This window comes from Streptosporangium sp. NPDC020145, from assembly GCF_040631275.1.
Taxonomy (GTDB): domain Bacteria; phylum Actinomycetota; class Actinomycetes; order Streptosporangiales; family Streptosporangiaceae; genus Streptosporangium.
Window position 1 is genome coordinate 1 of the sequence record NZ_JBEXZT010000031.1, and the last position, 22282, is coordinate 22282.

A 22282-nucleotide genomic window follows, 5' to 3' on the forward strand; every position below is an offset into this window, starting at 1 on the left:
CGCCCAGTCCTCCACCTTGATCACCCTCCAGAGTGACTGAAGGGGGGTCAGTTTTCGGCCGTCGCCACAGGGTCAGTTTTCACCCGTCGTCGACAACATCCTCAGCCCTGAAAAGCCCCAGCCTCAACACGTGATACCCACGGATGGTTCTCTGTGTGAGACCGCGTTGCCGTGTCCCGCTGCCGCACGGACAGGAAAGAGGCTTTCCGGAGGGTGCAGAGGGCTCCGACCTGCTGCGCGGCCGAGAAAACGCCTTCTGATCCGTAGCCGGTCCGAGAACGTCCGCCCGCGTCTACCAGTGTCAGAAACGCCTGCTCATTGATGCCTTCGCCGCAATCACGTTCTACGAACGTCCATCAGTGTCCAGGCCCGTCGTTGGCAACCGCGCCGGCGGGAGCGGCCGTCATCGTGGCGCGCATGCTCCGACTGAGGGCGCGGGCGGTGGAACTCGGCCGACAAACGCGAGACATCGGACTGCGCGCGCACGATAAGCACCGCCAACGATGCGAAATGCCCCTTCATCTACTGAGGAAGGCAAGGTCAGCCCGTGGGAGAGATTGGGTTAACCGAAAACACGAGAGCGGACGCAAGAACCACCCCGACCGCCTTCATCGAGGGCCGTCACCGCTTGGTGATCACCGTCCTGCAAAGATTGTTACATCATATCCCTTGTCTCATCTGCACCACCCTCTACTCTTTTCCCTGCTGTATCCCCCTAAGCAAGGACGTTGATGAAACTCTTCTTCGCAGGCCTCGTGGCGACAGCCGCGGCCGTGGGCACGGTGGCCGTACCCGCTCAGGCGGCATCCGCCACAACCGTGCAGGCCGCTCCGGTGGACCCGGTGAAAGCCCTGAAGGCCCAACTGGTCCCGGGCAAGGGCGTAAAGATCACCGAATCAGGTGGCATCACCCTCGATTTCACCGTCGACGACCAGGCCATGCAAGTACAGGTGAACACCAGCTCGACCGGCACCGTGGCTTTCGGCAAAGGCAACATAGCCGCTGCCGACCTCCGTGTCCGCACGTCCTCACGCCTGAAAGGGTCCAAACCTCCCTACCGCGTCATCACCGAAGGCAGAAACGCCTACGTGACCAACGCCGACATCGCCAAGGCACTGCCCTCCGGTCGTTCCTGGATCCAGTCGAAGACCAGTGAGCGCGAGAACACCATCCTTAATTTGGGCGTCACCCCAGCGGAATTGAAGTTCATGCTGGACAACGCATCAGAAGTGGCGACCGGCGAATATCAGGGCACCGCCAAACTCACCGACTTCCGGCACGACAAGTCCGCCGGGGAAGGCGACGTCGAGTTCCACCTGTACTTCGACGAACACAACCTGCTCACCCGCACGGTCGTCGACACGACGGCCTACCCGGACAGCGGCAGCTCGGCCTATGACCAGATGGCCTTCCACACCGACACCAGGTATTCGGGCTGGGGCGCCAAGGTGAAGATCTCCGCACCGGCAGCCGGCAAGGTCATCAGCGAAAAGAAACTCAACGCGAAGACCCGCAAGGCCGTCACAAAGGCCGGCTACCCGGAGGACGGCCCCTTCTGACCTACGCCAAGAAGGAGCCGACGTCGCCAGGCGAACCCGTGTACGTCCTTCCCATCTGAGCGGCGCCCCCTTCGGAGAGGCACTGAGCCTCCTCATCCATGGCTGAGCCAGTCCCTGCGGATCCGGCGAAGGTCAGCGAGACGACTCGGGGTACCGAGGACCACGCCTCACTGCCTGCCTCTCCGCATGGCTCAACGCGGGCATTCCGTCGAAGCAGGTCGGAGCGGACAGGCAACAGCTGGAGGCTCTTCATGGGGTTCCAGACAGGTCGGCCCGATCCCGTTGAAGCGGTGAATCACATCGCGGACAGTGTCGTCATCGGCGGCCACCAGGCGGGCGATGACCGAGACGGTGTTGCCGCCGGCCGAGGCTGGCAGCATCATCGCCCACCGGTAGCGCACCGAGCTGGTACTGCCCCGGCGCACGACCTGCTGGAGCTTCCACCCTTCCTGGTCGGTCAGCTTGTGGTTCTGCCGCTGCGCTCCCTGCGCCGAGCCGGAGCTGACGACTAACATCCAATCCGCTCAGGCTCAGCGACCGCGAGCAGCGACCCGATGACCCTTCCCTGTCACCACACCAGAGATGCTCGGAGAACGTCGTCCGCCTCACGACGTTGTGCTGGATGACCTCGCGCGTCTTCCGCTCAATGAACCAGTGCAACGCCTTGCGGCAAGACCACGCGGATCCCATCGCCCAAGACGCGAAGGCGCTCAACCGACTGAACAGCAACTGGACGGTGACGGCTGAACCCGTAGCTGTACGGACATGAAAGAGGCCCTCCGGGACGATCCCGGAGGGCCTCTGATCTACTGCGCGGCCCAGAGGACTCGAACCCCTAACCTTCTGATCCGTAGACCTAGGCACAGGGGTCGCCGACGCTCACCGGAGTACGTTTTCCCAGCTCACGGACTTCGGTGAACGTCGGTGGATAACGGTGAACCTCGCCGCGTTGCTACACGCGTTGCTACACGAAACCGCGCCCTGTACTGGGGAAACGTCACGCTTCCTGAAGGCGATCGGCGCGTCGATCAGACCCAGAAGATTCCCTTGAAAGAGGTCTCCAATGACCGCTCCCCGACACGCTGGACGTGTCACCGAGCCCGCCGAGCTGGCAGCCAGCCTCGCCCGCTTCTTCAAGACGATGGAGAACCACGCCGCCGACGACCCGGCGAACTTGGTCCTCATCGACGAGCTGACCGAGGCGCTCCGCCAGACGAAGCTGAGGGCCATCGCCCGCGCGGCCTCGGCCGCCAAGGAGGGCGGCGACTACTCGATCAACCACATCGCCGGAATCCTCGGCATCCGGAAGCAGTCACTGCACGAGCTGATGCGCAAGGGCCAGGCGCTCCTCGACGCCCAGCGCGCTCGGCTCGGCGTCATCGTCCTTCGGGAGCGGCGTCGGGCTCGTCTGGTCGAGGCGGGTGTGCCGGAGCGCCCGGCCGAGCGCCGCGCGAGCTGACCCCTGAACGCCGCAGCCCCGCGTCCCAGCTTGGGACGCGGGGCTGTGACGTATCCAGTCCACTTTTGGCTATATTGGATCGGGTTTTTGTCCGTCCTATATAGGCAGAATTACCGATGTCGTAATTCGCTCATCGCCCTACGGTTTTCTTGGCGAGGACGTACGAGCCGCGGCCGGACATGCCCAGGTGCCCCGGCCACGGACTCGTCGTCAGGCGTCGAAGACGCCCGTGCTCACTCGGCCGACGAACGAACGCCACTGGGCGGGGGTGAACGCCAGCACCGGGCCGGACTGGTCCTTGCTGTCGCGGACGGCGACGACGCCGGAGAGGTTGGTGGCGACCTCGACGCAGTTGTTGTTCGCCCCGCTCAGGCTCGACTTGCGAAACTCGGCACGATTCAGGTCAGGGGACATACTCGCTCCTCGCCGCAGCGATAAGCGCCGCGGACTCCTCGGGGGACAGGCACGCGCCGACGAGGCGCTCGAAGGTCAGCATAAGTCGCTGGATCTGCTCCTCGTCCTCCACGTACACCTCCCCGGCCGGGCACTCGGCGTATCCCAGGTCCGGATCGTCACCGTCGAAGAGCAACACTGAGAAGGCGCCCTCCATACCGCCATGCGCTCCGACGGTCAGCGGAAGGACCTGGACCGTGATGTTCGATTGCGCCACGGCACGAAGGATGTCGTCGAGCTGCTGGGCCATGATGCTCGGTGATCCCACGGGATGCCGCAGGACGGCCTCGGCGATGATGACGTGCAACGTCGGCGCCTGGGCACCAAGCAGGCTCGTCTTGCGCTGCATGCGCGCATCGACGCGCCGCGTCAACTCAACCTCTGCCCGATCAGGGTGGCCTGCCCGGATGACCGTGCGAGCGTAGTCCTCGGTTTGGAGAAGGCCCGGCACCAGCAGCGGTTCCCAGACGTAGATCTCCTTGGCCGCTGCCTCGAATTCGACGTACGAACCGGTGAAGATATCCGAGTAGGCCGTCCACCAGCCGCGCCGAGCTACTTCCCGCGTGAGCTGGACCATGGCCTCGGTCGTTGACTCTGTCACGCAGTACAGGTGACAGATCGCCGCCACATCGGTAGTCGTCGGCGCGCCCTTGCCGGTCTCGAAGCGGTTGAGTTTGGATCTGCTCCAGCCGAGTTGTTCAGCGGCGGCCTCCGTCGTCAGGCCAGTAGCCGCTCGCAACGTCCGCAGCTCACGAGCCAGACGGCGGAGCCGAACTGTCGAGTGCTTCATGTGGACAGTGTGCCGCACAGCTCCCCCTAAGATCTGGACTTATCGGCCATTCGCGAGATGGGATTGTCAGCGTGAGATTCTCACGACATCATAGGAGATCCGAATGATGCAGCCCTGAAAGGGGGTGCCATGCCTTGCTATGGGATCTCGATCTCCGTGTCGTATCCCGACAGGACACGTGTTTCTCCGTCGTCCACGACCAAGACAGGCATCCCCTCCGCCAGCCGTAGGCGCTTCCGTTCCGACAAGGTCGGGAGCCGTACCCGGATACGCGCCGGCCCTTCAACACGGACCACAACCGGCTCCACCTCTTCTCGGACATAAGAACCTTCACGGCTCACAGTCCGGACGAGGCCCTCGCTCCGGAGCACTGCAAGAGCATCACGCAGCGCGTCAATCCCCACGCCGTACTCATGCGCCAGGTCAGGCTCTGACGAAAGTCTCTGGCCAGGAGCCAGAGCACCGCTCGTTATCCGTTCACGCAGGTCACCCGCAACCTGTCGATACAGGGGCTCGTAAGAGTCAGGGTCTATGGGCACCGCACCATGCCACTAGGCCAATACGCCAGTCTCCCTACTGGCCAGCAACGCAGCAGGCCAGTACGCCAACAGAAATTGAACCCGCCATCGGTCGCACCAACGCATTGGTTCGCACACCAATGCACCGGATACCGCGTGCCGATGACGGGTCCTTGATCAGGAAGGTTCCTCCTGACATGAATAAGCGTAGTGCTCCGGCCCTTGACCGGAACACACCGCTCAACTGCGGTTGTTTCGCCGACGCCGCGCCCCTCCCGATGGGATGCGCCCTCTGCGGCCACTCCCCCTACGCCCACGGCTGCCCCGGCCAGAACGCGGATCACGAGTACGTCCAGCCGGACGGCGCGTTGATGAACGCCCGCCTGGAGGCCCGCCGTCACGGCGGCCCGGTCCGGCTGCCCGCGCCCCGACCCCCGGCGGAGGTCGCGCCCATCGAGGTCATCCCGCTGGTGCCCGCCCAGCGTCGTCCCGGCGTCGAGGTCGAGCTGCCCGTGAGCGCTCCGGTCGTGCCCTTCCCGGAACCGGTTCCTGCCGAACCGCCCGTCGAGGACGAGCCCGCTGTCGAGCCCGAGCAGCAGCCCGCCATCCGGCCCGCCCGTCCGCCGCTTCCCCGGAGAACCCGGCGTCCCCTGCTGCCGCCTGCCGCCACCAGGCCGCCGCGGCGCCGAGACGGTGACCGTCCCGCACCTGGTGGAGTCCGCGGCGCCGGCCGTACGGCTCCGCGACCTGCGCGCCCGCCGGTTGGCGCGCTCCAGAGTCTTCTCTCCCACCACATAGGGCGGACCTGCCCGACGTTCACGGCGCCGGAACAGGTCCTTGATCGCAAAAGAGGTGCGATCGTGAACGATGGTAAGGCCACCGAGCCTTCCCCGACCATCCCGGGCTGGCGCCTGCTCATCAGTGACAGGGGCCGGTTCTGGGCCTTCCGCAAGGAAGCCTTCCCCGACGAGGCGAAGCGGGCCGGTGCCGAGCCGGACGTGGTCGCCGACACCTTCGACGAGATCCAGGCCCTCACTGAGCGCCAGGAGGAGATCGCCCGCCAGGCTGCCGACCGAGGAGCGGCGTCGTGATCGGGCTGCCCCGCCGGTGCGGACGCCACCGCGACGGCCAGCCGTACACCCCGGTGTACCGGCGCGTCTGGGACGGCCCCGCCCGCGCCGAGGCCGAGCGCCTCGACCAGACGTGGGCGAACTGGACCGTCCTCTACAGCCTGGGACGACGCTCCTTCTACGCCGTCGCCGCCTGGGACGGCCCCCGGCCGGTGATGGTCGAGGACGCCACCGCCGACGGGCTGGAGCAGCGGATGCACGAGGCGGAGACGACCCGGATGATCCGGATCCGCACCGAGGCCGAGAGCCTCGCCACGAACAGGCGCGGCGGAAGCCACTCCCAGGTGTCAGCCGCCGCGCCGTCCTACTCCCCTCACCGGCCCGGGAGAAGAAGGAGGGCGGCATGACCCCACCGCCTTCTGCTCCGTCGCCCGGTCCGGACGCCGTCCAGCAGGACCATCCCGATTGGTTGGTGTTCTGCTCGCGGACCGGCCTGTGGAGCGCCTACCGCCGTTCCCTCCCGTGCGGAGACACGGCGCTGGTGCGGGCCATCTCGATCGAGGAGCTGGACCGCAAGCTGACCGCCCAGGACTGCGACCGGACCAAGACCCGGTCGCGGGCCTCGGGCGCCCTGCCCCGGCACCACCGCCGGGACACGGCCCGATGAGCCGGTACGGCGGGCGGGGAACTCATCCCGCCCCCGCCCGCCGTACCTCATGAACGTGCGGCTCAGGAAGGAGGGGCCTGAGCCGCACACCCACGACGGCTCCCGCGCGATCGGGGAAGGGGAGCCCGTCTGCGCCGGTCACAACGGAGTGACCGGCCCCCTTCAGGCGCCCGACCAGGCATCCCCGCTGGCCGGGCGCCCTCCATGCCATCCGCGTCATCCGTCACTGACAGGAGCCATGTGAACCCGTTGAGCACTCTGCTCGATCTGCTCTCCACGTTCCTGCCGGGCCTGCCGGGCTCCGGCTCTGTGGAACCACCACCTCCGAGGGAGCCATTGCGGCCTACGGAGCCCCCGCACGCGACGTCGCCGGAGAAGTGATCGTGTCCGACTTCCTCTCCGTACTCTTCGCGGTGTACGTCTTCATTGCGGCCCTCGGCGGCGGTGCGTTCCTGCTCAAGGCTGCCGCCGCCCCTCAGGTCGCCAAGCACTACTTCGAGCACGTGACACGAAACGCCCCGGGCACGCCCTGGAGCAGGTTCTTCAGGGAGCTTTCCTGGATGAGCATCCTGTGGCCCCTCCACCTGGTGATCATTGCCGCTCGAATATGGCGGCGGGCCAGGCTGGTGCAATCAGAGCAGATGCGGACTGACCCGCCGGGCTCCGAGATCGAACCGTCCCCGGCGAAACCTCCGCACGCGACGTCGCCGGAGCAGGACCATGTCTGACCTACTCTCCACGCTCTTCGCGGTATACGTCTTCATTGCGGCCCTCGGCGGGGGCTCGTTCCTGGTGAAAGTCGCCGCTACTCCGCAAGTGGCCAAGCACTACTTCGAGTCCACGACGCAGGGCACCGGCGTACAGCCCTGGACCAAGTTCTTCATCGAGCTGATGATGATCAGCCTGCTGTGGCCGCTCGGGCTGCCGATCATGGCCACCAGGAAATGGTGGGTTCCCAAGCTGGAAGAACAGATACGGAAGGAGCGGCTACGGAAGGAGCGGGCGCAGTCCGAGCAGGTGCAGACCGACCCGCCAGGCTCCGGGATCGAACCGCCCCTGGCGGAACCTTCGCACGTGGCGCCGGAGGAGCGGGACCGTGTCTGATCTGTTCTCCACGATCTTCGCGGTGTACGTCTTCATTGCGGCCCTCGGCGGGGGCTCGTTCCTGCTAGCGTCCGCCGTCAATCCGAGTGCCAATCTCCATTACTTCAAGCACGAGATAAAGGACAAGTTTCCGCCCTGGGTCCGGTATCTCATCGGTTTATCCATGATTAGCCTGCTGTGGCCAATCGTGGTGCTCGTCTTTTCCACTGAAAGATGGTGGTCACCCGAGAAGCGCAGGCGGAGGGACTCCTGACGTGGCCACCCTCTGCATATACGCCCTCGTCGGCGCGGACCTGGCGCCGATCACCGTGACCCGGGCCATCGCGCTCACCCCCGACATCGGGCCTCGCGCCACGGTCGCCGTCATCGTCGGATGCATCCTGCTGTGGCCGCTGGCGCCGGGCCTGATCCTCCTCTCACGGAGGTGGAGATGACCGCGCTCGACGAGTTGCTCACCTTCGCCTGCCTGTACGGCGCGGGCCTGCTCGCCTGCCTGGCCACGTGCGGCATGTACGTGGCCACCACCCCTGACGTCAACCGGTTCGTCCCGCAGGAGTTCGGCGTGCGCCCTGGCGTACTCGTCGCCCTGGCCGTGATCGGGTGCTCCGCCGTCTGGCCGGTGACCGCCGCCCTGGTGGGGGCCGACCAGCTACGAAGGGTCCGCCCATGACATATCCCGGGTACGAGCGTGAGCAGCAGCTCATCGAACTGCTGGGGTCGATCCATCGCGGCTGGAGGTATGAGGCCCGCGATGTGCCCGGCCTGCCTCGGTGGTGGGCGCACCGTTACCAACCGGTCACCCCCGCCCAGCACGCAGCGGGAGCGCGCGACGTCGTCGCCCGGACCAGCGTCTACCGCCTGGCCGAAGCCCTCGGCCTCCAGGACGAGATCACCGACACCATCCGCAACTAGCCGCAGGGACCCTCATGACCAGCATCATCGGCCCCAACGGCGCGTTCACCACCGAGACCGGCGTCACCGACCGCCTTCTCACCCCCGGCGAGGTCGCCCGGATCTTCGGCGTGGACCCCAAGACCGTCAACCGATGGGCGTTGACCGGAAGGATCTCGTCCGTCCGCACCCCCAGCGGGCAGCGCCGCTACCTAGAGTCCACCATCCGCGCCCTGCTGAACGGTTAGCCCATCTTCCCAAACGCGAGAGCGCCCCGCCGCACGATGCGACGGGGCGCTCTGCTGTCCGAACCATTGAGTGCAGCCCGAGAAACGAATAACCATAATTCGATTTAAATCGAAACCGAAAAATAAATTTAGTGGCGCATTGAATGTAAATTAAGTGACCACCTAACACTGCAACCGGTCACCAAAGGGGCACGAAAGGTAGGGGGCAACGCCCCCTTTAAAGAAATTCGGTCCCCAATTTCCAGGCAACACCCTTACGTCCTATGCCATAAGCGACATAGAGCAATCAGTACCCAGGGCGTAGCAGTCCGTAAAATTTCGCAGGTCAGACGGCCACAAATAAAAAATGGCCATCGATTCGTTCGACGGCCAAATACGGATACCATTCGACTTACTCGGGTCACGTATCATAAGACCCTAATCCATACAAGTCTTGAGTTGAATCATTGGGCATTGCCATGATTTATCTGCGGACGGAGAAATCCCTGGCAGGCTCATCCGCCCGCAGAGCACCGTTTCGATGCAAAAGGAGTATACTGCATGCACGCTCGATCCGCTCCATCTTCTGCGCCCAAAGGGGCACAAGGGGAAACACATCAGCGCAGCTCACGTCTGCGCACAGTTCGACGCTTCGGCGTCGGTCTTGTCGCGGCACTAGGGATCGTCCTCACGGCCGGCGTCCCTTCTGCCAACGCGGCTAGCCCTCAGAACGTAGACCCTGAGCTGTTCGTGGATATTAGTTGCGACAAGAACGCCAACACGTACAAGTACAAGATCTGGGGAGTGGACTTCCCTCACGGAGGGAAAGTCGAGATTGACTGGAAGATCACTGAGCAGCATAGCAACGGCACAGTTTTCCTCTTCTCAGGCGACAACGCTCTCTATGCAACTGGTTCTGGCTCCTGGAGCACTCCGACCTACGGCCCCGAATCCGCAGGTAGTGGATCCGGAACAGCTAAAATCAATGTAACAGTCAATTACGGTCTGTCCAACGTCAAGGGCTCCGACACTTGCACCTGGTAGCTGGTTAGCAAGAAGGGGTGTCTACTTAGACTAGACTGTATCAGGACTGAGTAGACGCCCCTTCCGGAGAAAATATGTCAAACCAGGCAGGGCTTTCTAAGCCATGGACATTAAACGAAGATTCAATCGGCGACGCAGCACTTCTATTCAAGCACTGTGGGCGCATCCCTTACGCCCAGGTAATCCTACACATCCTTGCGGACCACCCTGATCAGATATATTCGCTGCCCCAACTTGCGCGCGAAGCTGAAACCGATACGGACGGGATCTCGGAAGCGATCCGACTTGTTGACCGAGCAATCGATGCCTATGGCCGGGCGCCCCTCATCCAGAAAGTAGACGACGGATACTGGATCGCCGAGGGGGCGGCAAACGTATTGAAAGCCGCCTGGGAATCTTGGTCCTCATAGGACACCTTCGGAGGTCATCTGCCGACCTGAGCATCAAGGCTCTTGTCGTCCGTAGGAGGACGGGAGCTCTCTTTGCAGCAGAAGCTGAACGATGCAGCCTCGGTTCTCCGAAAAGAATCGGGGCTGCATCGTTCAGTCTGCTGGCCTACGACAAAGGTTGCGCAGCATCAACCGCGCGGACGGTTCGTGCGTTCTGGTAGACCGGCTGGAACTTGCTCCACAGCAGGAGCTGGCCGAGCCACGGATATCGACGCTCCGCCCATCGGGCTACAACGTAGTAGACGATCTGGGCGAGTATCACCACGGCGCCGGAGACCGCCACCGTGGCGGGCTCGGACAAGTCCGCGGGGACGGCGACGCCGACCGCGGCCCCGGCGCCGATCAGGCCGCCGACGAGCTTGGATGCGATGGTCCGGGCGATCGAGGTGAGCACGTTGGACATGACCCCTCCTTCGAGGATCAGACGTAGCGGTGCAAGATGGCCTTGAAGGCGGAGGTCGTCTCCATGGTCACCGTGCCCGAGCTGGCGTGCCGGACCGTGACCCGGCCGCGATTGGCCGCCGACAGCTTGAAGTGGCCGCCGATGTTGACCTCCACGCGGCCGTCGGCGTCGGCTCGGACGGCCATGAGCTGGCCGTTCGGCCAGGCCACGTCCACCAGGGAGCCGTCAGCCAGGTGCCGGGTGAACCCGACCTCGACCTTCTCGCCGGGGGTCAGACCGCGCAGCGCGATGAACGCCACCAGGTCGGCCCACACGTCGGCGTCCGGCGCGATGCTCTGCCCTCCGGCTGGGTGCCAGCCCGCGGTGTCCCGGTACTCCTCGGTCCACCAGGGCTGATGGGTGATGTTCGGCTTGACGGTAGCCTCGGCGGTCAGGCCGAGCGAGACGATCTCTGGCACTTCTTCCTCCTCGGTGGGCGGGACAGCAGGCGGGACGGTCGTCGTCGGACGGGGTGCTCCGGCCTGGACCCAGGCGTACAGCGCCTCTCCCGGGCAGTCGGTCGAGTAGCCGTCGCGGTGGCCCTTGATCTCGATTCCGGCGTCGCCCTCGGCGCGCAGGTACTCGATCGCGTCGCGGATGCCGTGCAGCATCGCGTCCGGCGGCGTGACCACGCCGGAGGTGCCGACGAGGCCGAGGACGGCATAGTGGCCGCTGTTGAGACCCGCGCCGTTGGCGGCGGGCAGGTGATGCAGGCCGCGACCGACGAAGACCTTCCGATGCGAGCAGACGACCAGCGAGTATCCGATGTCGATCCAGCCGTTGCCGTCCATGTGGCCACGCTGAATTCCCCGCACCGCAGCCACGCATCGGCTGTGATCGGTCAGGGTCTCCGGATCGACCCGGCCCCCGGTGTAATGGACCTTCACGCCCCGGGTCGAGGTGAGCTTGCCGTAGGAACCGCGCGGCTCCCGGGCACCCCACTCTCGGCGGGTAACAAGATCGATGGCCATGTCAGCCTCCAGGGTGGTTGCGAAGGTGATCGTCGAACCGCTGCGTCAACATGTCGATCTTTAATTCGGTGCGATTGACCGTGTCCTTGAGCGACTGTCCGTGGTTCGGACTGACCTCGGCGTGCACCTTGTCGGCGGTCTCCTGAACGGCGGCGGTGCTTTCCCGCACCGTGCCGACCTGCTCGGCCACCCACTTCTTCAGCGGGCGGACAACAGCCCAGCGGACAACCACACCGATCGCGGCCAGGGCAGCGGCCACGGCACCGAGGTAGACGACGAGGTCACCGAGGGCTCGGATCGTCACGACGCCTCGTAGAACCCGGAGATGGACAACTCATCCGGGGACGCCCAGGTGAACGGGGTGGTGTTGCTGTTCAGGACCCAGGAGCGGTTGGTGTTGCTCGCGTCTCCGTCAGCGGAGTCCACAAAGATCCGGTCGATCTGACCAGAGGAGCTAAGCGCGCGGAACGAGCCGGTCCACAGGCGTCCGGCGGAGCTGTCGAACACCGACGCTGAGCCGACGAAGTTCCGGGCTGCGGCCACCGGGATGGAGAACTGCCACTGTGAGCCCGGCGCCGTGGTGGTGCTACCCCAGGTGAGGAGGATCTGGAAGACGATCAGGCGGCCCGCCAGGCGCGTGTACCGGGCCGAGATTGTGCCGTTGCCGATCGCGCCGTTCCAGCCGGGGGCGTAGCTGGCCCAGGAGCCCATGGTCATCATCTCCGACCAGGCGCCGTTGGTGTAGCTGACGTACCGGTCGGTGTCGGTCTCGTAGACCGTCATACCCTCGACCGGGGACGCGGGCCGGGTGCCCGAGGTGCAGACGATGACGGCTTGGGCCATCAGGTAGTTGTTGACGTCGGCCGACGTCAGGACGTCTCCGGCGTTGAAGGTCTTGAAGACCACGTTCCCCCCTCAGTAGGCCAGGGCGTTGAAGTCCAGGCGGCCGGTGGTCGCGTTGTCGAGCGTCAGGAAGGAGCTGATCTTGGTTGCGGACTGGAGATACCACGTGGTCTTCCAGCGCTGGCCGTCCACCTCGTGCTCGATGCCGCGGATGAAGCTGTCGCGGATCACCGAGGGTCCGCCGGTCGGCGGGACGCGCACGCAGGTGATGCGGTCGCCGATCTCCCGGCCAAGGACCTGCGGCCACAACGCGGCCGGGTCGCGCCGCGGATAGATCACGATCTTGTCGAAGCGGGCTTCGGGCTCGGCCGAGATGTAGAGAATCCAGGCGGCGTAGTCGGCCGCTTCGGCGTCGGTGGCCATGAGCAGGTCTGAGCGCTCGAAGGTGTGCGGCAGGAACTCGTCCATGCTGCCGGGGTCGGTCGCGATCTGTTCGACGCCGTCCACCCGCGTGATCTTCACTTCGTTGTAGAGCTGGGCGTCGTCGGTGCTGATGGGCAGCTCGATCACGCCGGGCGTGGAACCGAACGTGGCCTGACTGGTCGCCGAACGGGCGTCGGTCAGTAGGGCCATGCGCCCCCGGAAGCGCACCCGCCCCTCGGCGTCGGCGTACAGCTCGCCGATCTCGGTGTCCGCGGCGAGCTGCGCCTCGGACAGCGGGTCCCCCTCCAGGGTGGTGGCCTGCAATGTGGTGCTGCCCGAGCCGATCAGCCGGTCCTCGGCCGGCCAGCTCGCCGAGTCGAGGATGCGGTGGATGCGGTCTTCGACCGTTTCCCCCGCTCCGACGGGAACGCCTTCGCCGCGCCGTTTGGCGGCCAGTGCCTTGAAGGCGTCCGTACACGGCACGGACACCGTGGCCGTCGTCGGTCCCCAGTCCAGATCCCAGGAGTCGGCGAAGCCCCGGAACAGCGGGTAGGCCACGCCGTCCCAGACGGCCCGGACGCGGACCGCCCGCATCGGGGTGACCTGACTCCGGCCGCCGGAGACGTACGGCCCGCTGGTGTTGGTCGGGTCGAACCTCCGGTCAGGGTCGTCCAGCACCACCGTGGCGGTGCCCGCTTCGTAGCGGACCAGCGGGGACTCCACGCGGGTGGAGCCGCGCCGGGTCGTGACGGAAGGAATCCGGATGCCGGCCGAGACCTCCACCCAGGTGTCGGCGGCGGCCAAGGTGCCGGTGTCCAGCCGTCCCCGGCTCGCGTCGTCCAGGTGAAACGCGGTCCCCAGGTTCGCGCCCAAGGTGAACGCCACCTCGACGATGATCCGCGGCATGTCCGGTGCCTGGGTCATGGCGTGGGCAGCTTCCCGCCGCGCTTCTTGTACTCGCGCAGGCCCTCGGCGAACTCGCGGCCCTTCTCGTACATGTTGCGGTCGTCGGCGAAGCGCAGTTCCAGCTTCTCGATCACGACGGTGCCGCCCATGCTGGCCATCTGCCGCTGGGTGAACACGTACTCGGGCCGCCGGGTGCCGTTGTAGACGGGAGTCACCCCGGGCGGCAGCACGCCGCCGGAGTCGTAGCCGACCCAGCTCTTGGGCGGCATCCCCCAGAACGGCGTGGGCCGCATCGGCACCTCGCGGACCCGCGCGCCGGTGTAGGGCGCCTCGATGATCCGGCCGTTCCCGGCGTACAGGTAGGTGTGGCCCGGGTGCGGCTGGCCGATCGCGCCGGGCACTGGCGAGGAGATCCTGGTCAGCCACGGCCGCTGCGTGTAGGTGGTGCGCGGCATCCCACCGTGGCCCACCGCTCGCTGCCACGCGCCCTGGGTCAGGCCCGAGCAGTCCAGTCCGCTGCCCCAGGCGGTGCCGCCCCACACGTACGGCACGCCGAGCTGCGTGCGGGCGAGCTGCACGGCGCGACGACCTGGCCCGCCGACCTCGTTCTCCAATGGCAGGAACTTCCGCAGGACGCCCTCGACCGTGTTCCGGACGACGCCGACGGCGAGCTTGCCGAACCCGGTCTGGCCGACCGTCCGATCCGCCAGGTCGATCATCGGGTTCAGGGCGACGCGGGCGGCCTTCTGCAGGCCCTGGAGGAAGAAGTCCTTGCCCTTCTTGATGAAACCGCTGACCCAGCCAACGATGCCGCCCTGTTCGAAGCCAGGGATACCGAGGGCGCCGGGGTCTCCGGCGATGCCGAGGAGCTGCGCGGCGCGGCCCTTGAGCCGGTTGGCGCGATGGACGAAGCCCTCGCCAAGGGAGCGGACGGCCTCAGGGACGAGGATTCCCTCGCCGGAGCGGGCCATGATGAGCTGGTCGTCGCGGCGGGAGTAGCCGGGCAGGATGCCTCCTCGTGCGAAGCCTTTGATCTCCGGGAGTTGGCCGAGCCCGACCTTGTCGGCCACCCAGTTCCAGACGCGCCTGATCCCGCCGTTGTAGATGGTGTTGACGACGAAGGAGACGGGCTTCTTGGCGACGTCCTGCACCTTGTCCCAGAACCGGCCGATGGCCGCGACTCCGGACTTGAAGGCGTTCGGCACGGTCTGGGTGATCGTCTTGACGAGGAAGTCGAACACCGGCTTCAGCACGTTGTTCCACATCCACTTTCCGGCCGCCGCGACGCCGCGCAGCGCGCCATCCACGATCGCGCGGAAGGTGGCGCTCTTCTTATAGGCCAGGACGAGGGCCGCGCCGATCGCGATCAGCAGGGTGATGACGATGCCGATGGGGTTGGCTCTCATGGCGGCGTTGACCAGCCACGTCGCGGCGGCCAGTGCCTTGGAGCCGACCGCCGCCGCCTTCTGCGCCACGGTGAAGGCCGCCGTCTTGATGGCGGCTCCCGCAGCCTGGAGGCCGGTCAGGATGTACTGGCCGACCATCTGCGACAGGTGGGCCACCATCTGCGCCGTGGCCGTGATGCCCTGCCAGAGGAACATGCCGAAGGAGCGGACGGCGGCCCCGGCACGGGCTGCGGCCGAGGCGTTCTCGCCCAGGGCTGCCCCGCCCTTGAGCAGACCGGCGCCGAACTGGATCGCCGCACCGCCCGCGCTGATCATCGCGCCGCCGACGCTCGTGACCACCCGGAACAGGAACGACAGTTTGCCGCCCAGTACGACGGCGACGACGGAGAAGGCCAGGAGTTGGACGGCCACGCCGCGCACCGGCTCCGGCAGCGCCGTCACGATCTTCAGGGTGGCGCCCAGCGGCCCGAGGAAGATCGGCAGGACACCGGCCACGGCGCGCAGGATGTCCAGCAGCAGCCGGAAACCCTCCGCCATCCGGGCCTGACCGCCCGCCGACTGGGAGAAGGTCGCCATGCGAGCGGTGATCTGCTCGATCGTGACGAGGACGCCGTCACCGACTCCTTGGGTGGACCGAAACACGCCGCCGAGGAACCTGCCGAGGTTGGCGGCGATGCGGCCGAGCTGGGCAAGGGTGTCGCCCGCGCGTTGCGCCCAGTCCGCCAGCTTGGCCGCGCCCCGCTCCGACGACAGGAAAGCACCTGCGGCCTTGACCCCGTTGATCGCCCACCCGGCCATACGCTCAGCCAGGGGCAGGCTCTTGACCGTCAGGGTCGTGACGCCGCGCAGCGCGGGCTGCACGGCCGTGGACACGTTCCCCATGACACGCGCGGTCGTACTGAAGACCTTGTTGACCAGGCCCTTGGCCATGGGTGTCTGGGCGAAGGTCGTCGCTTCCCGGGCGCCCGCGTTGAAGCCACCGGCCACGTCTTTCATGCCTCGGCTGACGCTCGGCAGGAGGTTGCGTGAGACCGGGCCGATCTGCTTGGCCAGGCCGTCGAACAGCTTGTCCTGGACGGCTGTCCGAACCGACTGGAATTTGATCTTGCTGGTCTCGCGGACCACGGCGCGGGCATTCGGGGAAAGCTTCTCCAGGGCCTCGTTCAGGGCCTTGGCGTCTCCTTCGGCCACGGCCGACATGGCGTCACCCATGCCGTACACGCCGACCTTGACCACGCCAGTAGCGATCTTGATGGTGCCCAGCACCGCGGGCATGGCCACCAGGGCGGCCGACGCCGGAGCCAGCGCGGCGCCCAGGGCGGTCACCCCACCGGCCAGGGACGCCAGACCGGCGCCCTTGGCCGCGACCCCGCTCACCCCGACGAGCCGCTTCTCGAAGCGGCCGATCGCCCGCTCGGCCTTCTTCAACCCCTTCTCGCTGAAGTCGATCCCGAGCCGGACAAGGAGATTACGGAACGTCGCCATCGTCGTCTCCTTCCGGCTCCCACTCGATCGGTGCGGGGGCGTCCCAGCGCGGCATGAAGTCGGCGACCTCGGGGGCTTTGCCCTTGGTCTCGGTGAGGCTGTTGGTGATGCGCTCGGCGATCAACGCCGCGGCGCCGTCCAGGCGCTCACGCGGGTCGATCGGGCCGGTGACCCGCTCGAAGGCCATCCACTGGCGTAGCTCCCGCGCCGAGATGCGCGCGAGCAGCTCGGCGGCGGTGCAGCCGAGGGCGAGCGCTAGTCGGAAGGCAAAGACCCGCTCGGGTCGTCGCTGAAATCCTCGACCAGCTCCCGCATGTCGTCATCGGTCAGGCCGTTCAGCTTCTGAGCGACGGCGAACAGGCGCTGGAGGGCGACGGCGCTCTTGCTGCTGAGCTTGAGCAGGTCCTTCGGCTCGAACAGCGGAGCGCCGTCCTCGTCGATCGCGCACCGGGAAACGAGCTTGGCGGTGGCGTTGCGCAGGTTCGCCTTCTGCGTGCCGTCCCTGGTCTGCACGACCAGGGACGCCTGGTACTCGTCCAGCTCCGCGCCGGTCAGGCCACGCAGCCGGACCTCTCCCCTCCACTCGGGAACGGGGACGTCCTCCACGGGCAGGTCGTCGGCCTGGAGGATCTGCTCGCGGCCCAGAAGTGCCATGATCTCTCGCTCTCGTAGGTCTTCAAGGAATCGGCCCAGATGCCGCAGGTTGGCCCAGATGAGCCGCAGCAGCCCGCGCACTCAGGCGGGAACGGTGACGTCCTCAGCGGGCTCAGCCGTGATGGCGAACTGGAACTGGCAGACGGGAACCGCGTCCATCTCGAAGGGCTTGGACACCGCCCCGACCTCGACCGGGAAAACGTCCATCTTCCGGCCAGGCACGTCCCCACCGCCGAAGCGCACGACGTTGCCCTCCGTGCCGCGTGACATCAGGGTGCGCGCGTCATCACCCGAAGGGTCGGCATACATGGTGAGGCTGGAGTCCTCAGCCTCGATGTCGCCCGCCACCTTGGAGACGAACCGCGAGTTCACGTCCGGCGCGTTCTCGAAGTTGGAGCTGGTGGTCCACCCCTCGTAGGCGGCGACCTCGCGCGACAGGTCAACGCCTGCGTCCAGCTCCGCCCGCGTAGGGGCGGTGATGTCCGCGATGGTCGGCACCCAGTACCACTTGAGAGTGCCCTTCGGCCAGTACCTCGTGACCTTCGCAATGGGCGTGGCGGCCATTACTCATCCCCCCTGGGTGCGCGCCGACGCCGCGGCGGCTGTTCGGTGCCTTCCGATGACGAAGCCCCGGGCTCTGCCGGGGCTTCGGTGTCCTGCTCGGTCGTGGGTCCGCCGTCGGGCGGCGGATCGGTCGGGGCCGAGGCCGCGTCCTTGACGGGCACCCCGTCAGCGCCCTCGGTGACCTGCTCCCATCCGGAGCGCTGATAGTGGCTCAGCGCCGAAACCCGGACCTCGATCACTCGCTGACCATCGTCGATCCGCGGATGCCGGATACGGACCTTCTCCAGCTCTGCCATCTGCCGTCCTCCTTACGACGCCGCGCCGATGATGACCACGTCGTAGGTGGCCGCCGTGCCGCCGGAGTTGACCGCGTCGAGCAGGTCGCCCGTTCCTGCCGTCACCACCACGCCTGCGGCCGACGGGTCGAACCAGACGAAGAGCCCGCCGGGCGTGACCGGGATGTATCCCGCCGCCGACAGCAGTGGCACGGCGTTGCTGGCCGGACGGGTGATGCGCACGTCGGTGGTGTTCGTCGTGCGGGCGGCGACGATCAGGCCCTTGATCCGGGCGAAGGTGAGCGCCTGGCCGAACGGGTCGGTCAAGCTGCCCGCGAGGTCGAGGCTGTCGGTCGCGCTGCCCGCGACCGTCCTAGTGTCGGACCACAACCTGTTCGCCTGTCCCGCCCCGGCGCCGTCGGCCAGGTTGAGCTGCCGAGCCCAGTTCAGCGGAGCGCTGACCGTGGTCAGGTCCAGCGAGCTGGTCAGGTTGGCGGCGAGCTGGACCAGCAGCCGCGCGTCAAGGGTCATCGTGTGCGTCCTCTCATCGGAAGCCGTGCTTACGGGCGGCCGTGGACACGGCCGCCGCGATTTCGGCGTTGATCGGCCGCCATTCCGCCTGCGCGGCCGAGAACAGGAAGGGCCTCGCGCGCTGGCTCACCCACCGTTCGCGGTCGCCGAACAGCGGGTGGCGGAAGGTGCCCTGCTTGCCGAGGTTCTCCAGCGGCCGAGCGTTCGGGGCTCGCCGCCCATCGACCCTCAGCGCGACGCCGGGCCGCCGCTTCGTGAAGGAGACGCTCAGTCGGATCGCGCCAGGGATGCGCCGCGACCAGGAGGCGTTCGCCTTCGCCCGGGTGCGCGCCCGCGTCCCGGCCTTGCGCAGCACGGGCCGCAGTTCCTTACGCACCTCGGCGGGCAGCTTCCCCAGGTCGCGCACCAGCCGCCGCAGATCGTCAGTGCCGCTCTGCTGCTTGGCCATCAGTACGTCCAGGCGTCCACGGCGATCACGAACCGGACGACGGCCTGGGCGCCCTTGGTGGTCTGCTCCTGGGCCAGGTCCTCGGTGGTGAGCTGTGTGCGCCCGCACACTCCGCCGAGGGTCGGGTCGGTGGCCAGCTCGTCGGCCAGGACGTTGACCATCTCGTAGACCAGGGCACGCACAGTGGCGGTGTCGGTCTCACCGCGCAGGACGGCGGCCAGGCAGGTGATCTCGTAGGACTCCCGGTCAGGGTCCAGCGTCACCTGCTCGCGGGTCCGGGTGGACTCGACCGCAGGTTCGCCGGGCTCCCCCGTGAAGCCGATGCACAAGATGTCCGGGCTGGCCGCGAGGGGCTGGCCGTCCACTACCTGCACGTCCGGCAGCACCCGGTGGGCGGCGGCCACCAGAGCCTCCAGAACAGCCGGGACGGTGCTCATAGTCTGCGGCATGGCCTACGCTCCCGCCGCCGGTCCGAGGTCAGGTTGAACCTGACCTGTCGCGGGGTCAGGTTCAACCTGACCTCCGGGCGGCGTCCAGCCGATCCGGGTCAGTAGGTCCCGGGTCGCCTCCGGCAGGAGCACCTGGACCTCCTCGACGTCGAGACGCTCGATCTCGTGAACACGGATCTCCAGCTCCAACGTGGGCACCCTGCTCGGGTCCAGATCGAGCACCGCCCGCCGGAGGCCATGGGCCACGTTGTGCCCGTCCAGCTCCAGCCGGTAGTCCGTCCGATACGGCATCCCGGTGATCGACAGCTTCATGTCACCTCACGCGATTCCTGAGACCTGGTCGCCCAGCAGTTCCAGCGCCCGGCGAGGGACGGCGAACCCGGCCCGCGGGTCCCACACCTCGTCCTCGGCGCCGAGCCGCGGGGCCACGGTTCCGCGCTGGGTCTCCCACAGATGGCCAATGATGATCAGCGCAGCGAGACGGACGTTCGCCGCCACCTCGGTCCGGCCTGCGGCGTAGATGACCTGGACCGGCCCGGCGATCCATCGGCCGTCGGCCCGGCGGACCACACCGCCGGTCATGTCGGCCGCCAGCTCGCCCACCGCCTGATCCGGCACGCCCGGCTGCGCTCCCGTCATCGAGGTGACGGCCAGCACCGGCCAGTGCCGGAGCGCGAGGGCGTACCCACCTGGATGCTCCTCGGTGTAGGTCCTGCGCACCACCGCCCCGGCGTGCCGCTCGACGACCGGCGTCACCGCGCGGATCACCTCGACCAGCTCGGCGTCATCGGCCGTCGAGGTGATGTTCAGATGGTTCTTCGCCTTGGCCAGAGAGACGATTCCGGCGTCCCACATCGGGGCGACGTCGAACGGCTCTTCGGTCGCGCCGGGCGGGTCGGTGGTGGTCCAGCGGGCGATGTGCCGTCCGGCCTGGGAGGAGGCGTAGTCGTAGTGGTAGAGGCCGACGCCGTCCAAGACCGGCGTCAGCGGGCCGTCGGTGGTGCCGTCCGGCCGCCGGATCGTGAGGCTGATCGAGGCGGGCGTCACGAGCTGGCCGCTGGAGCGGACGGTCGTGGTCAGCCGGGCGGCTGCGCCGAAGGTGTAGGTCACGCCTCACCTCCTTGGAGAGTGGCCAGCGGCTCCGAGCCGCCCGCCAGGTCGGCGACCGGGCGGGAGTCAGAGGCCAGCCGGGCGGGCGGGCGGCCGATCACTCCGGACGGGGGCAGGACCCGCCCGGACAGGTCAGCGGTGAGCGCGGGAAGCCGAGCGACCAGCGCTCCCGGTAGAGTCGCCCGCCCCGTCGCGACCACGGTCAGGTGCGGCAGGGTCATGGCGAGGCGGCCGGGGTCCTTGGCCGTACCCACCAGGTCCGCAGTGAGCGCGGGAAGCGTCAGGTGGGCCGTACCGGAGACGACGTCGGCGAGCGTCGAGGAGGACAGACCTGGCACGCCGTCCCAGACGGCGGAGGCCGAATCCCCGTCGAAGTAGTCGAGCAGGCTCGACGTCTGTTCGATCAACGTCTCCGTGATGTCGGCCGGGGTGACTGAGAAGTTGATGCCGTCGAGGATGCCCCTGCACGCGACCGCGCCGGAGGGGGCGGTCGCGGTGACGCTGACGCGGGACACGACTCCGGCGGTCAGGGTGAAGGGTGCGCTCGGGTATCCGAAGCCCGAACCACCAGAGGTGAGCCACTCGATATAGATCGTGCCGCTGTGCACGGGGAAGACGTTGCTCCGGACGGCGACGGCCACGGTGAAGGGAAGCCCTTCCACGATGGCGCCCGTGTCGGTAGCCGCCGTGGATGCGAACGACCCCGCGGTGTACTGAGCAGCCGTAGAGCGCTCGAACCCGGTGACGCTGACCCGGGTCAGGGTCCCGCCACCCCATCCGCTGGCGTCAACGCTCACCGCTGGGTTCACGCACAGGTTGCTGCGCATCAGCTCGCGGGCATCGTCATCGACCCGGCCGTGATCTCCACGGTCAGGCCGGTGGCGATGCTGGTGGTGGCCAGCTCCAGGTCTCCGCCGCCGCCGGTCGCGCTCACGCTGCCGTCCATCACGGCGGATCCGGCCGAGTCCTTGATGCGGCACCATCCGGCCGTACCGGACCCTGTGGCGGTCGCCGTCAGCGGCGTCCCAGAGAGCGCGGCCGTACCGTTGGCCACCGCGTCGAACGCGGGATCTGCCAGCGGCACCGTGGCCAGCAGCGTCCCCGTGGCGGCGTCGGCCGGGCTCGCAGGCTGCGCTCCGGTGCGGATCTCCACGACTCCCGGCCCTGATCCGGCGTCGGCCAGGACCGCGATGGCGCTGGCAGCGGCGTTGCGGGCGGTGCCGGACAGGCGAAGCGGCATCGCGACCTCCTACGCCCGGCGGCGCGCGGCCCGCTGGGGTGACGGCGCGTCAGCGTTGGAGGCGTCGGCGGTCTGCTTTCCTCCCGCCGTACGCCCCTTGGGCACCTCGACGGCTTCGGTGTGGCCGTAGTAGGCGAGTTGCTCGTCCACCTGGACTACCCGATCGGCATGGCCAGCGGCGACGTAGACGGCACGCTCTCGCAACAGCCCAGCGATCATGTTCTCGTTGGCAGGGTTCTCCACGGTCATGGTGCTCCTCACAGTGAAGGGCCGACGGTGAGCACCTCCAGGCCCCCGGGTGGCT

General features: G+C 67.2%; 34 protein-coding genes and 1 pseudogene. 13 read left to right on the forward strand and 22 right to left on the reverse strand.

What is annotated here, in order from left to right; genetic code table 11:
- Nucleotides 1-731: 731 nt before the first annotated feature.
- Nucleotides 732-1559, forward strand: coding sequence for a hypothetical protein (locus ABZ463_RS35345; protein WP_362783147.1), 828 nt, complete (start codon nucleotides 732-734; stop codon nucleotides 1557-1559).
- Nucleotides 1560-1813: 254 nt separating this feature from the next.
- On the opposite strand, the pseudogene ABZ463_RS35350 reads toward ABZ463_RS35345, so the two are convergent.
- Nucleotides 1814-2074, reverse strand: a pseudogene (locus tag ABZ463_RS35350) (helix-turn-helix domain-containing protein); the annotation flags it as partial.
- A gap of 548 nt (nucleotides 2075-2622) precedes the next feature.
- Here ABZ463_RS35350 and ABZ463_RS35355 point away from each other — a divergent pair.
- On the forward strand, nucleotides 2623-3018 hold the full coding sequence (locus tag ABZ463_RS35355) for a hypothetical protein (RefSeq protein ID WP_362783150.1): 396 nt from the start codon (nucleotides 2623-2625) through the stop codon (nucleotides 3016-3018).
- 210 nt (nucleotides 3019-3228) lie between these two features.
- Here the strand turns inward: ABZ463_RS35355 and ABZ463_RS35360 are convergent, their stop codons facing one another.
- The 3 genes from ABZ463_RS35360 to ABZ463_RS35370 form a co-directional block, all read right to left on the reverse strand.
- Nucleotides 3229-3432 (reverse strand): DUF397 domain-containing protein, encoded by a 204-nt coding sequence (locus ABZ463_RS35360; protein ID WP_362783153.1) that lies wholly within the window; start codon nucleotides 3430-3432, stop codon nucleotides 3229-3231.
- Complete coding sequence (locus ABZ463_RS35365) at nucleotides 3422-4261, reverse strand: helix-turn-helix transcriptional regulator (RefSeq protein ID WP_362783156.1); 840 nt, start codon at nucleotides 4259-4261, stop codon at nucleotides 3422-3424. The genes ABZ463_RS35360 and ABZ463_RS35365 overlap by 11 nt, the downstream gene beginning before the upstream one ends.
- A 137-nt stretch (nucleotides 4262-4398) precedes the next feature.
- Nucleotides 4399-4800 (reverse strand): winged helix-turn-helix domain-containing protein, encoded by a 402-nt coding sequence (locus ABZ463_RS35370; protein WP_362783160.1) that lies wholly within the window; start codon nucleotides 4798-4800, stop codon nucleotides 4399-4401.
- 176 nt (nucleotides 4801-4976) lie between these two features.
- Between ABZ463_RS35370 and ABZ463_RS35375 the strand changes: the two genes are divergently transcribed.
- From ABZ463_RS35375 to ABZ463_RS35425, 11 genes are all read left to right on the forward strand, one after another.
- A complete protein-coding gene (locus tag ABZ463_RS35375; RefSeq protein ID WP_362783163.1) occupies nucleotides 4977-5870 on the forward strand; it encodes a hypothetical protein in 894 nt (297 codons plus the stop codon).
- Nucleotides 5867-6256 carry a hypothetical protein gene (locus tag ABZ463_RS35380; RefSeq protein ID WP_362783166.1) on the forward strand — a complete coding sequence of 130 codons (390 nt, stop codon included), beginning with the start codon at nucleotides 5867-5869 and terminating at the stop codon, nucleotides 6254-6256. Before ABZ463_RS35375 ends, ABZ463_RS35380 begins: the two co-directional genes overlap by 4 nt.
- The gene (locus ABZ463_RS35385) at nucleotides 6253-6516 is read left to right on the forward strand and encodes a hypothetical protein (RefSeq protein ID WP_362783169.1); all 264 of its coding nucleotides are present in this window, start codon (nucleotides 6253-6255) and stop codon (nucleotides 6514-6516) included. Before ABZ463_RS35380 ends, ABZ463_RS35385 begins: the two co-directional genes overlap by 4 nt.
- Before the next feature lie 383 nt (nucleotides 6517-6899).
- Complete coding sequence (locus ABZ463_RS35390) at nucleotides 6900-7244, forward strand: hypothetical protein (protein WP_362783172.1); 345 nt, start codon at nucleotides 6900-6902, stop codon at nucleotides 7242-7244.
- Nucleotides 7237-7620, forward strand: a complete 384-nt coding sequence (locus ABZ463_RS35395; RefSeq protein ID WP_362783175.1) for a hypothetical protein — start codon at nucleotides 7237-7239, stop codon at nucleotides 7618-7620. Before ABZ463_RS35390 ends, ABZ463_RS35395 begins: the two co-directional genes overlap by 8 nt.
- Nucleotides 7613-7873 (forward strand): hypothetical protein, encoded by a 261-nt coding sequence (locus ABZ463_RS35400; protein WP_362783178.1) that lies wholly within the window; start codon nucleotides 7613-7615, stop codon nucleotides 7871-7873. Before ABZ463_RS35395 ends, ABZ463_RS35400 begins: the two co-directional genes overlap by 8 nt.
- Nucleotide 7874: 1 nt before the next feature.
- A complete protein-coding gene (locus ABZ463_RS35405) occupies nucleotides 7875-8054 on the forward strand; it encodes a hypothetical protein (protein WP_362783181.1) in 180 nt (59 codons plus the stop codon).
- Entirely contained in the window at nucleotides 8051-8290 is a 240-nt protein-coding gene (locus tag ABZ463_RS35410) for a hypothetical protein (protein ID WP_362783184.1), read from the forward strand. The genes ABZ463_RS35405 and ABZ463_RS35410 overlap by 4 nt, the downstream gene beginning before the upstream one ends.
- Nucleotides 8287-8532 carry a hypothetical protein gene (locus ABZ463_RS35415; RefSeq protein ID WP_362783187.1) on the forward strand — a complete coding sequence of 82 codons (246 nt, stop codon included), beginning with the start codon at nucleotides 8287-8289 and terminating at the stop codon, nucleotides 8530-8532. The genes ABZ463_RS35410 and ABZ463_RS35415 overlap by 4 nt, the downstream gene beginning before the upstream one ends.
- 14 nt (nucleotides 8533-8546) lie before the next feature.
- Entirely contained in the window at nucleotides 8547-8759 is a 213-nt protein-coding gene (locus tag ABZ463_RS35420) for a BldC family transcriptional regulator (protein ID WP_362783190.1), read from the forward strand.
- A 540-nt stretch (nucleotides 8760-9299) separates the two neighbouring features.
- Nucleotides 9300-9782, forward strand: coding sequence for a hypothetical protein (locus ABZ463_RS35425; RefSeq protein WP_362783193.1), 483 nt, complete (start codon nucleotides 9300-9302; stop codon nucleotides 9780-9782).
- 555 nt (nucleotides 9783-10337) lie between these two features.
- Here the strand turns inward: ABZ463_RS35425 and ABZ463_RS35430 are convergent.
- The 18 genes from ABZ463_RS35430 to ABZ463_RS35515 all read right to left on the reverse strand — a co-directional run bounded on the left by ABZ463_RS35430 (nucleotide 10338) and on the right by ABZ463_RS35515 (nucleotide 22227).
- Nucleotides 10338-10634: a hypothetical protein gene (locus ABZ463_RS35430; protein ID WP_362783195.1), complete on the reverse strand. Its 297-nt coding sequence runs from the start codon at nucleotides 10632-10634 to the stop codon at nucleotides 10338-10340.
- Between the two features lie 17 nt (nucleotides 10635-10651).
- Nucleotides 10652-11644, reverse strand: coding sequence for a hypothetical protein (locus ABZ463_RS35435; protein WP_362783198.1), 993 nt, complete (start codon nucleotides 11642-11644; stop codon nucleotides 10652-10654).
- Between the two features lies 1 nt (nucleotide 11645).
- Nucleotides 11646-11948, reverse strand: a complete 303-nt coding sequence (locus ABZ463_RS35440; RefSeq protein ID WP_362783201.1) for a hypothetical protein — start codon at nucleotides 11946-11948, stop codon at nucleotides 11646-11648.
- Nucleotides 11945-12550 carry a hypothetical protein gene (locus tag ABZ463_RS35445; RefSeq protein WP_362783204.1) on the reverse strand — a complete coding sequence of 202 codons (606 nt, stop codon included), beginning with the start codon at nucleotides 12548-12550 and terminating at the stop codon, nucleotides 11945-11947. The genes ABZ463_RS35440 and ABZ463_RS35445 overlap by 4 nt, the downstream gene beginning before the upstream one ends.
- 9 nt (nucleotides 12551-12559) lie before the next feature.
- Complete coding sequence (locus ABZ463_RS35450; RefSeq protein ID WP_362783207.1) at nucleotides 12560-13834, reverse strand: hypothetical protein; 1275 nt, start codon at nucleotides 13832-13834, stop codon at nucleotides 12560-12562.
- Nucleotides 13831-16707, reverse strand: a complete 2877-nt coding sequence (locus ABZ463_RS35455; RefSeq protein ID WP_362783210.1) for a C40 family peptidase — start codon at nucleotides 16705-16707, stop codon at nucleotides 13831-13833. The genes ABZ463_RS35450 and ABZ463_RS35455 overlap by 4 nt, the downstream gene beginning before the upstream one ends.
- Entirely contained in the window at nucleotides 16691-16894 is a 204-nt protein-coding gene (locus ABZ463_RS35460) for a hypothetical protein (RefSeq protein ID WP_362783213.1), read from the reverse strand. Before ABZ463_RS35460 ends, ABZ463_RS35455 begins: the two co-directional genes overlap by 17 nt.
- Before the next feature lie 68 nt (nucleotides 16895-16962).
- On the reverse strand, nucleotides 16963-17361 hold the full coding sequence (locus ABZ463_RS35465; RefSeq protein ID WP_362783217.1) for a hypothetical protein: 399 nt from the start codon (nucleotides 17359-17361) through the stop codon (nucleotides 16963-16965).
- Nucleotides 17362-17442: 81 nt separating this feature from the next.
- A complete protein-coding gene (locus ABZ463_RS35470) occupies nucleotides 17443-17925 on the reverse strand; it encodes a hypothetical protein (RefSeq protein WP_362783220.1) in 483 nt (160 codons plus the stop codon).
- Nucleotides 17925-18221, reverse strand: a complete 297-nt coding sequence (locus tag ABZ463_RS35475; protein WP_362783223.1) for a hypothetical protein — start codon at nucleotides 18219-18221, stop codon at nucleotides 17925-17927. Before ABZ463_RS35475 ends, ABZ463_RS35470 begins: the two co-directional genes overlap by 1 nt.
- Before the next feature lie 12 nt (nucleotides 18222-18233).
- Entirely contained in the window at nucleotides 18234-18731 is a 498-nt protein-coding gene (locus ABZ463_RS35480) for a hypothetical protein (RefSeq protein ID WP_362783226.1), read from the reverse strand.
- A gap of 13 nt (nucleotides 18732-18744) precedes the next feature.
- Entirely contained in the window at nucleotides 18745-19179 is a 435-nt protein-coding gene (locus tag ABZ463_RS35485; protein WP_362783229.1) for an HK97 gp10 family phage protein, read from the reverse strand.
- On the reverse strand, nucleotides 19179-19628 hold the full coding sequence (locus ABZ463_RS35490) for a hypothetical protein (protein ID WP_362783232.1): 450 nt from the start codon (nucleotides 19626-19628) through the stop codon (nucleotides 19179-19181). The genes ABZ463_RS35485 and ABZ463_RS35490 overlap by 1 nt, the downstream gene beginning before the upstream one ends.
- A gap of 3 nt (nucleotides 19629-19631) precedes the next feature.
- Entirely contained in the window at nucleotides 19632-19940 is a 309-nt protein-coding gene (locus tag ABZ463_RS35495) for a hypothetical protein (RefSeq protein ID WP_362783235.1), read from the reverse strand.
- Nucleotides 19941-19946: 6 nt separating this feature from the next.
- On the reverse strand, nucleotides 19947-20738 hold the full coding sequence (locus ABZ463_RS35500) for a hypothetical protein (RefSeq protein ID WP_362783238.1): 792 nt from the start codon (nucleotides 20736-20738) through the stop codon (nucleotides 19947-19949).
- Nucleotides 20735-21535 carry a hypothetical protein gene (locus tag ABZ463_RS35505; protein ID WP_362783241.1) on the reverse strand — a complete coding sequence of 267 codons (801 nt, stop codon included), beginning with the start codon at nucleotides 21533-21535 and terminating at the stop codon, nucleotides 20735-20737. The genes ABZ463_RS35500 and ABZ463_RS35505 overlap by 4 nt, the downstream gene beginning before the upstream one ends.
- A 29-nt stretch (nucleotides 21536-21564) precedes the next feature.
- Nucleotides 21565-21978 (reverse strand): hypothetical protein, encoded by a 414-nt coding sequence (locus ABZ463_RS35510; protein WP_362783244.1) that lies wholly within the window; start codon nucleotides 21976-21978, stop codon nucleotides 21565-21567.
- A gap of 9 nt (nucleotides 21979-21987) precedes the next feature.
- The gene (locus ABZ463_RS35515; protein WP_362783247.1) at nucleotides 21988-22227 is read right to left on the reverse strand and encodes a hypothetical protein; all 240 of its coding nucleotides are present in this window, start codon (nucleotides 22225-22227) and stop codon (nucleotides 21988-21990) included.
- Between the last annotated feature and the right edge of the window lie 55 nt (nucleotides 22228-22282).

Bases quoted from the DNA above. Each gene is read 5' to 3' on its own strand.
- ABZ463_RS35495 (WP_362783235.1), bottom strand. From the start codon at position 19,940: ATGAAGCTGTCGATCACCGGGATGCCGTATCGGACGGACTACCGGCTG.
- ABZ463_RS35355 (WP_362783150.1), top strand. From the start codon at position 2,623: ATGACCGCTCCCCGACACGCTGGACGTGTCACCGAGCCCGCCGAGCTG.
- ABZ463_RS35455 (WP_362783210.1), bottom strand. From the start codon at position 16,707: ATGGCGACGTTCCGTAATCTCCTTGTCCGGCTCGGGATCGACTTCAGC.
- ABZ463_RS35485 (WP_362783229.1), bottom strand. From the start codon at position 19,179: ATGGCCAAGCAGCAGAGCGGCACTGACGATCTGCGGCGGCTGGTGCGC.
- ABZ463_RS35470 (WP_362783220.1), bottom strand. From the start codon at position 17,925: ATGGCCGCCACGCCCATTGCGAAGGTCACGAGGTACTGGCCGAAGGGC.
- ABZ463_RS35435 (WP_362783198.1), bottom strand. From the start codon at position 11,644: ATGGCCATCGATCTTGTTACCCGCCGAGAGTGGGGTGCCCGGGAGCCG.
- ABZ463_RS35465 (WP_362783217.1), bottom strand. From the start codon at position 17,361: ATGGCACTTCTGGGCCGCGAGCAGATCCTCCAGGCCGACGACCTGCCC.
- ABZ463_RS35480 (WP_362783226.1), bottom strand. From the start codon at position 18,731: ATGACCCTTGACGCGCGGCTGCTGGTCCAGCTCGCCGCCAACCTGACC.
- ABZ463_RS35515 (WP_362783247.1), bottom strand. From the start codon at position 22,227: ATGACCGTGGAGAACCCTGCCAACGAGAACATGATCGCTGGGCTGTTG.
- ABZ463_RS35460 (WP_362783213.1), bottom strand. From the start codon at position 16,894: ATGGCCTTCGAGCGGGTCACCGGCCCGATCGACCCGCGTGAGCGCCTG.
- ABZ463_RS35420 (WP_362783190.1), top strand. From the start codon at position 8,547: ATGACCAGCATCATCGGCCCCAACGGCGCGTTCACCACCGAGACCGGC.
- ABZ463_RS35415 (WP_362783187.1), top strand. From the start codon at position 8,287: ATGACATATCCCGGGTACGAGCGTGAGCAGCAGCTCATCGAACTGCTG.
- ABZ463_RS35385 (WP_362783169.1), top strand. From the start codon at position 6,253: ATGACCCCACCGCCTTCTGCTCCGTCGCCCGGTCCGGACGCCGTCCAG.
- ABZ463_RS35475 (WP_362783223.1), bottom strand. From the start codon at position 18,221: ATGGCAGAGCTGGAGAAGGTCCGTATCCGGCATCCGCGGATCGACGAT.
- ABZ463_RS35510 (WP_362783244.1), bottom strand. From the start codon at position 21,978: ATGCCGCTTCGCCTGTCCGGCACCGCCCGCAACGCCGCTGCCAGCGCC.
- ABZ463_RS35360 (WP_362783153.1), bottom strand. From the start codon at position 3,432: ATGTCCCCTGACCTGAATCGTGCCGAGTTTCGCAAGTCGAGCCTGAGC.
- ABZ463_RS35395 (WP_362783175.1), top strand. From the start codon at position 7,237: ATGTCTGACCTACTCTCCACGCTCTTCGCGGTATACGTCTTCATTGCG.
- ABZ463_RS35490 (WP_362783232.1), bottom strand. From the start codon at position 19,628: ATGCCGCAGACTATGAGCACCGTCCCGGCTGTTCTGGAGGCTCTGGTG.
- ABZ463_RS35450 (WP_362783207.1), bottom strand. From the start codon at position 13,834: ATGACCCAGGCACCGGACATGCCGCGGATCATCGTCGAGGTGGCGTTC.
- ABZ463_RS35345 (WP_362783147.1), top strand. From the start codon at position 732: ATGAAACTCTTCTTCGCAGGCCTCGTGGCGACAGCCGCGGCCGTGGGC.
- ABZ463_RS35375 (WP_362783163.1), top strand. From the start codon at position 4,977: ATGAATAAGCGTAGTGCTCCGGCCCTTGACCGGAACACACCGCTCAAC.
- ABZ463_RS35410 (WP_362783184.1), top strand. From the start codon at position 8,051: ATGACCGCGCTCGACGAGTTGCTCACCTTCGCCTGCCTGTACGGCGCG.
- ABZ463_RS35425 (WP_362783193.1), top strand. From the start codon at position 9,300: ATGCACGCTCGATCCGCTCCATCTTCTGCGCCCAAAGGGGCACAAGGG.
- ABZ463_RS35365 (WP_362783156.1), bottom strand. From the start codon at position 4,261: ATGAAGCACTCGACAGTTCGGCTCCGCCGTCTGGCTCGTGAGCTGCGG.
- ABZ463_RS35430 (WP_362783195.1), bottom strand. From the start codon at position 10,634: ATGTCCAACGTGCTCACCTCGATCGCCCGGACCATCGCATCCAAGCTC.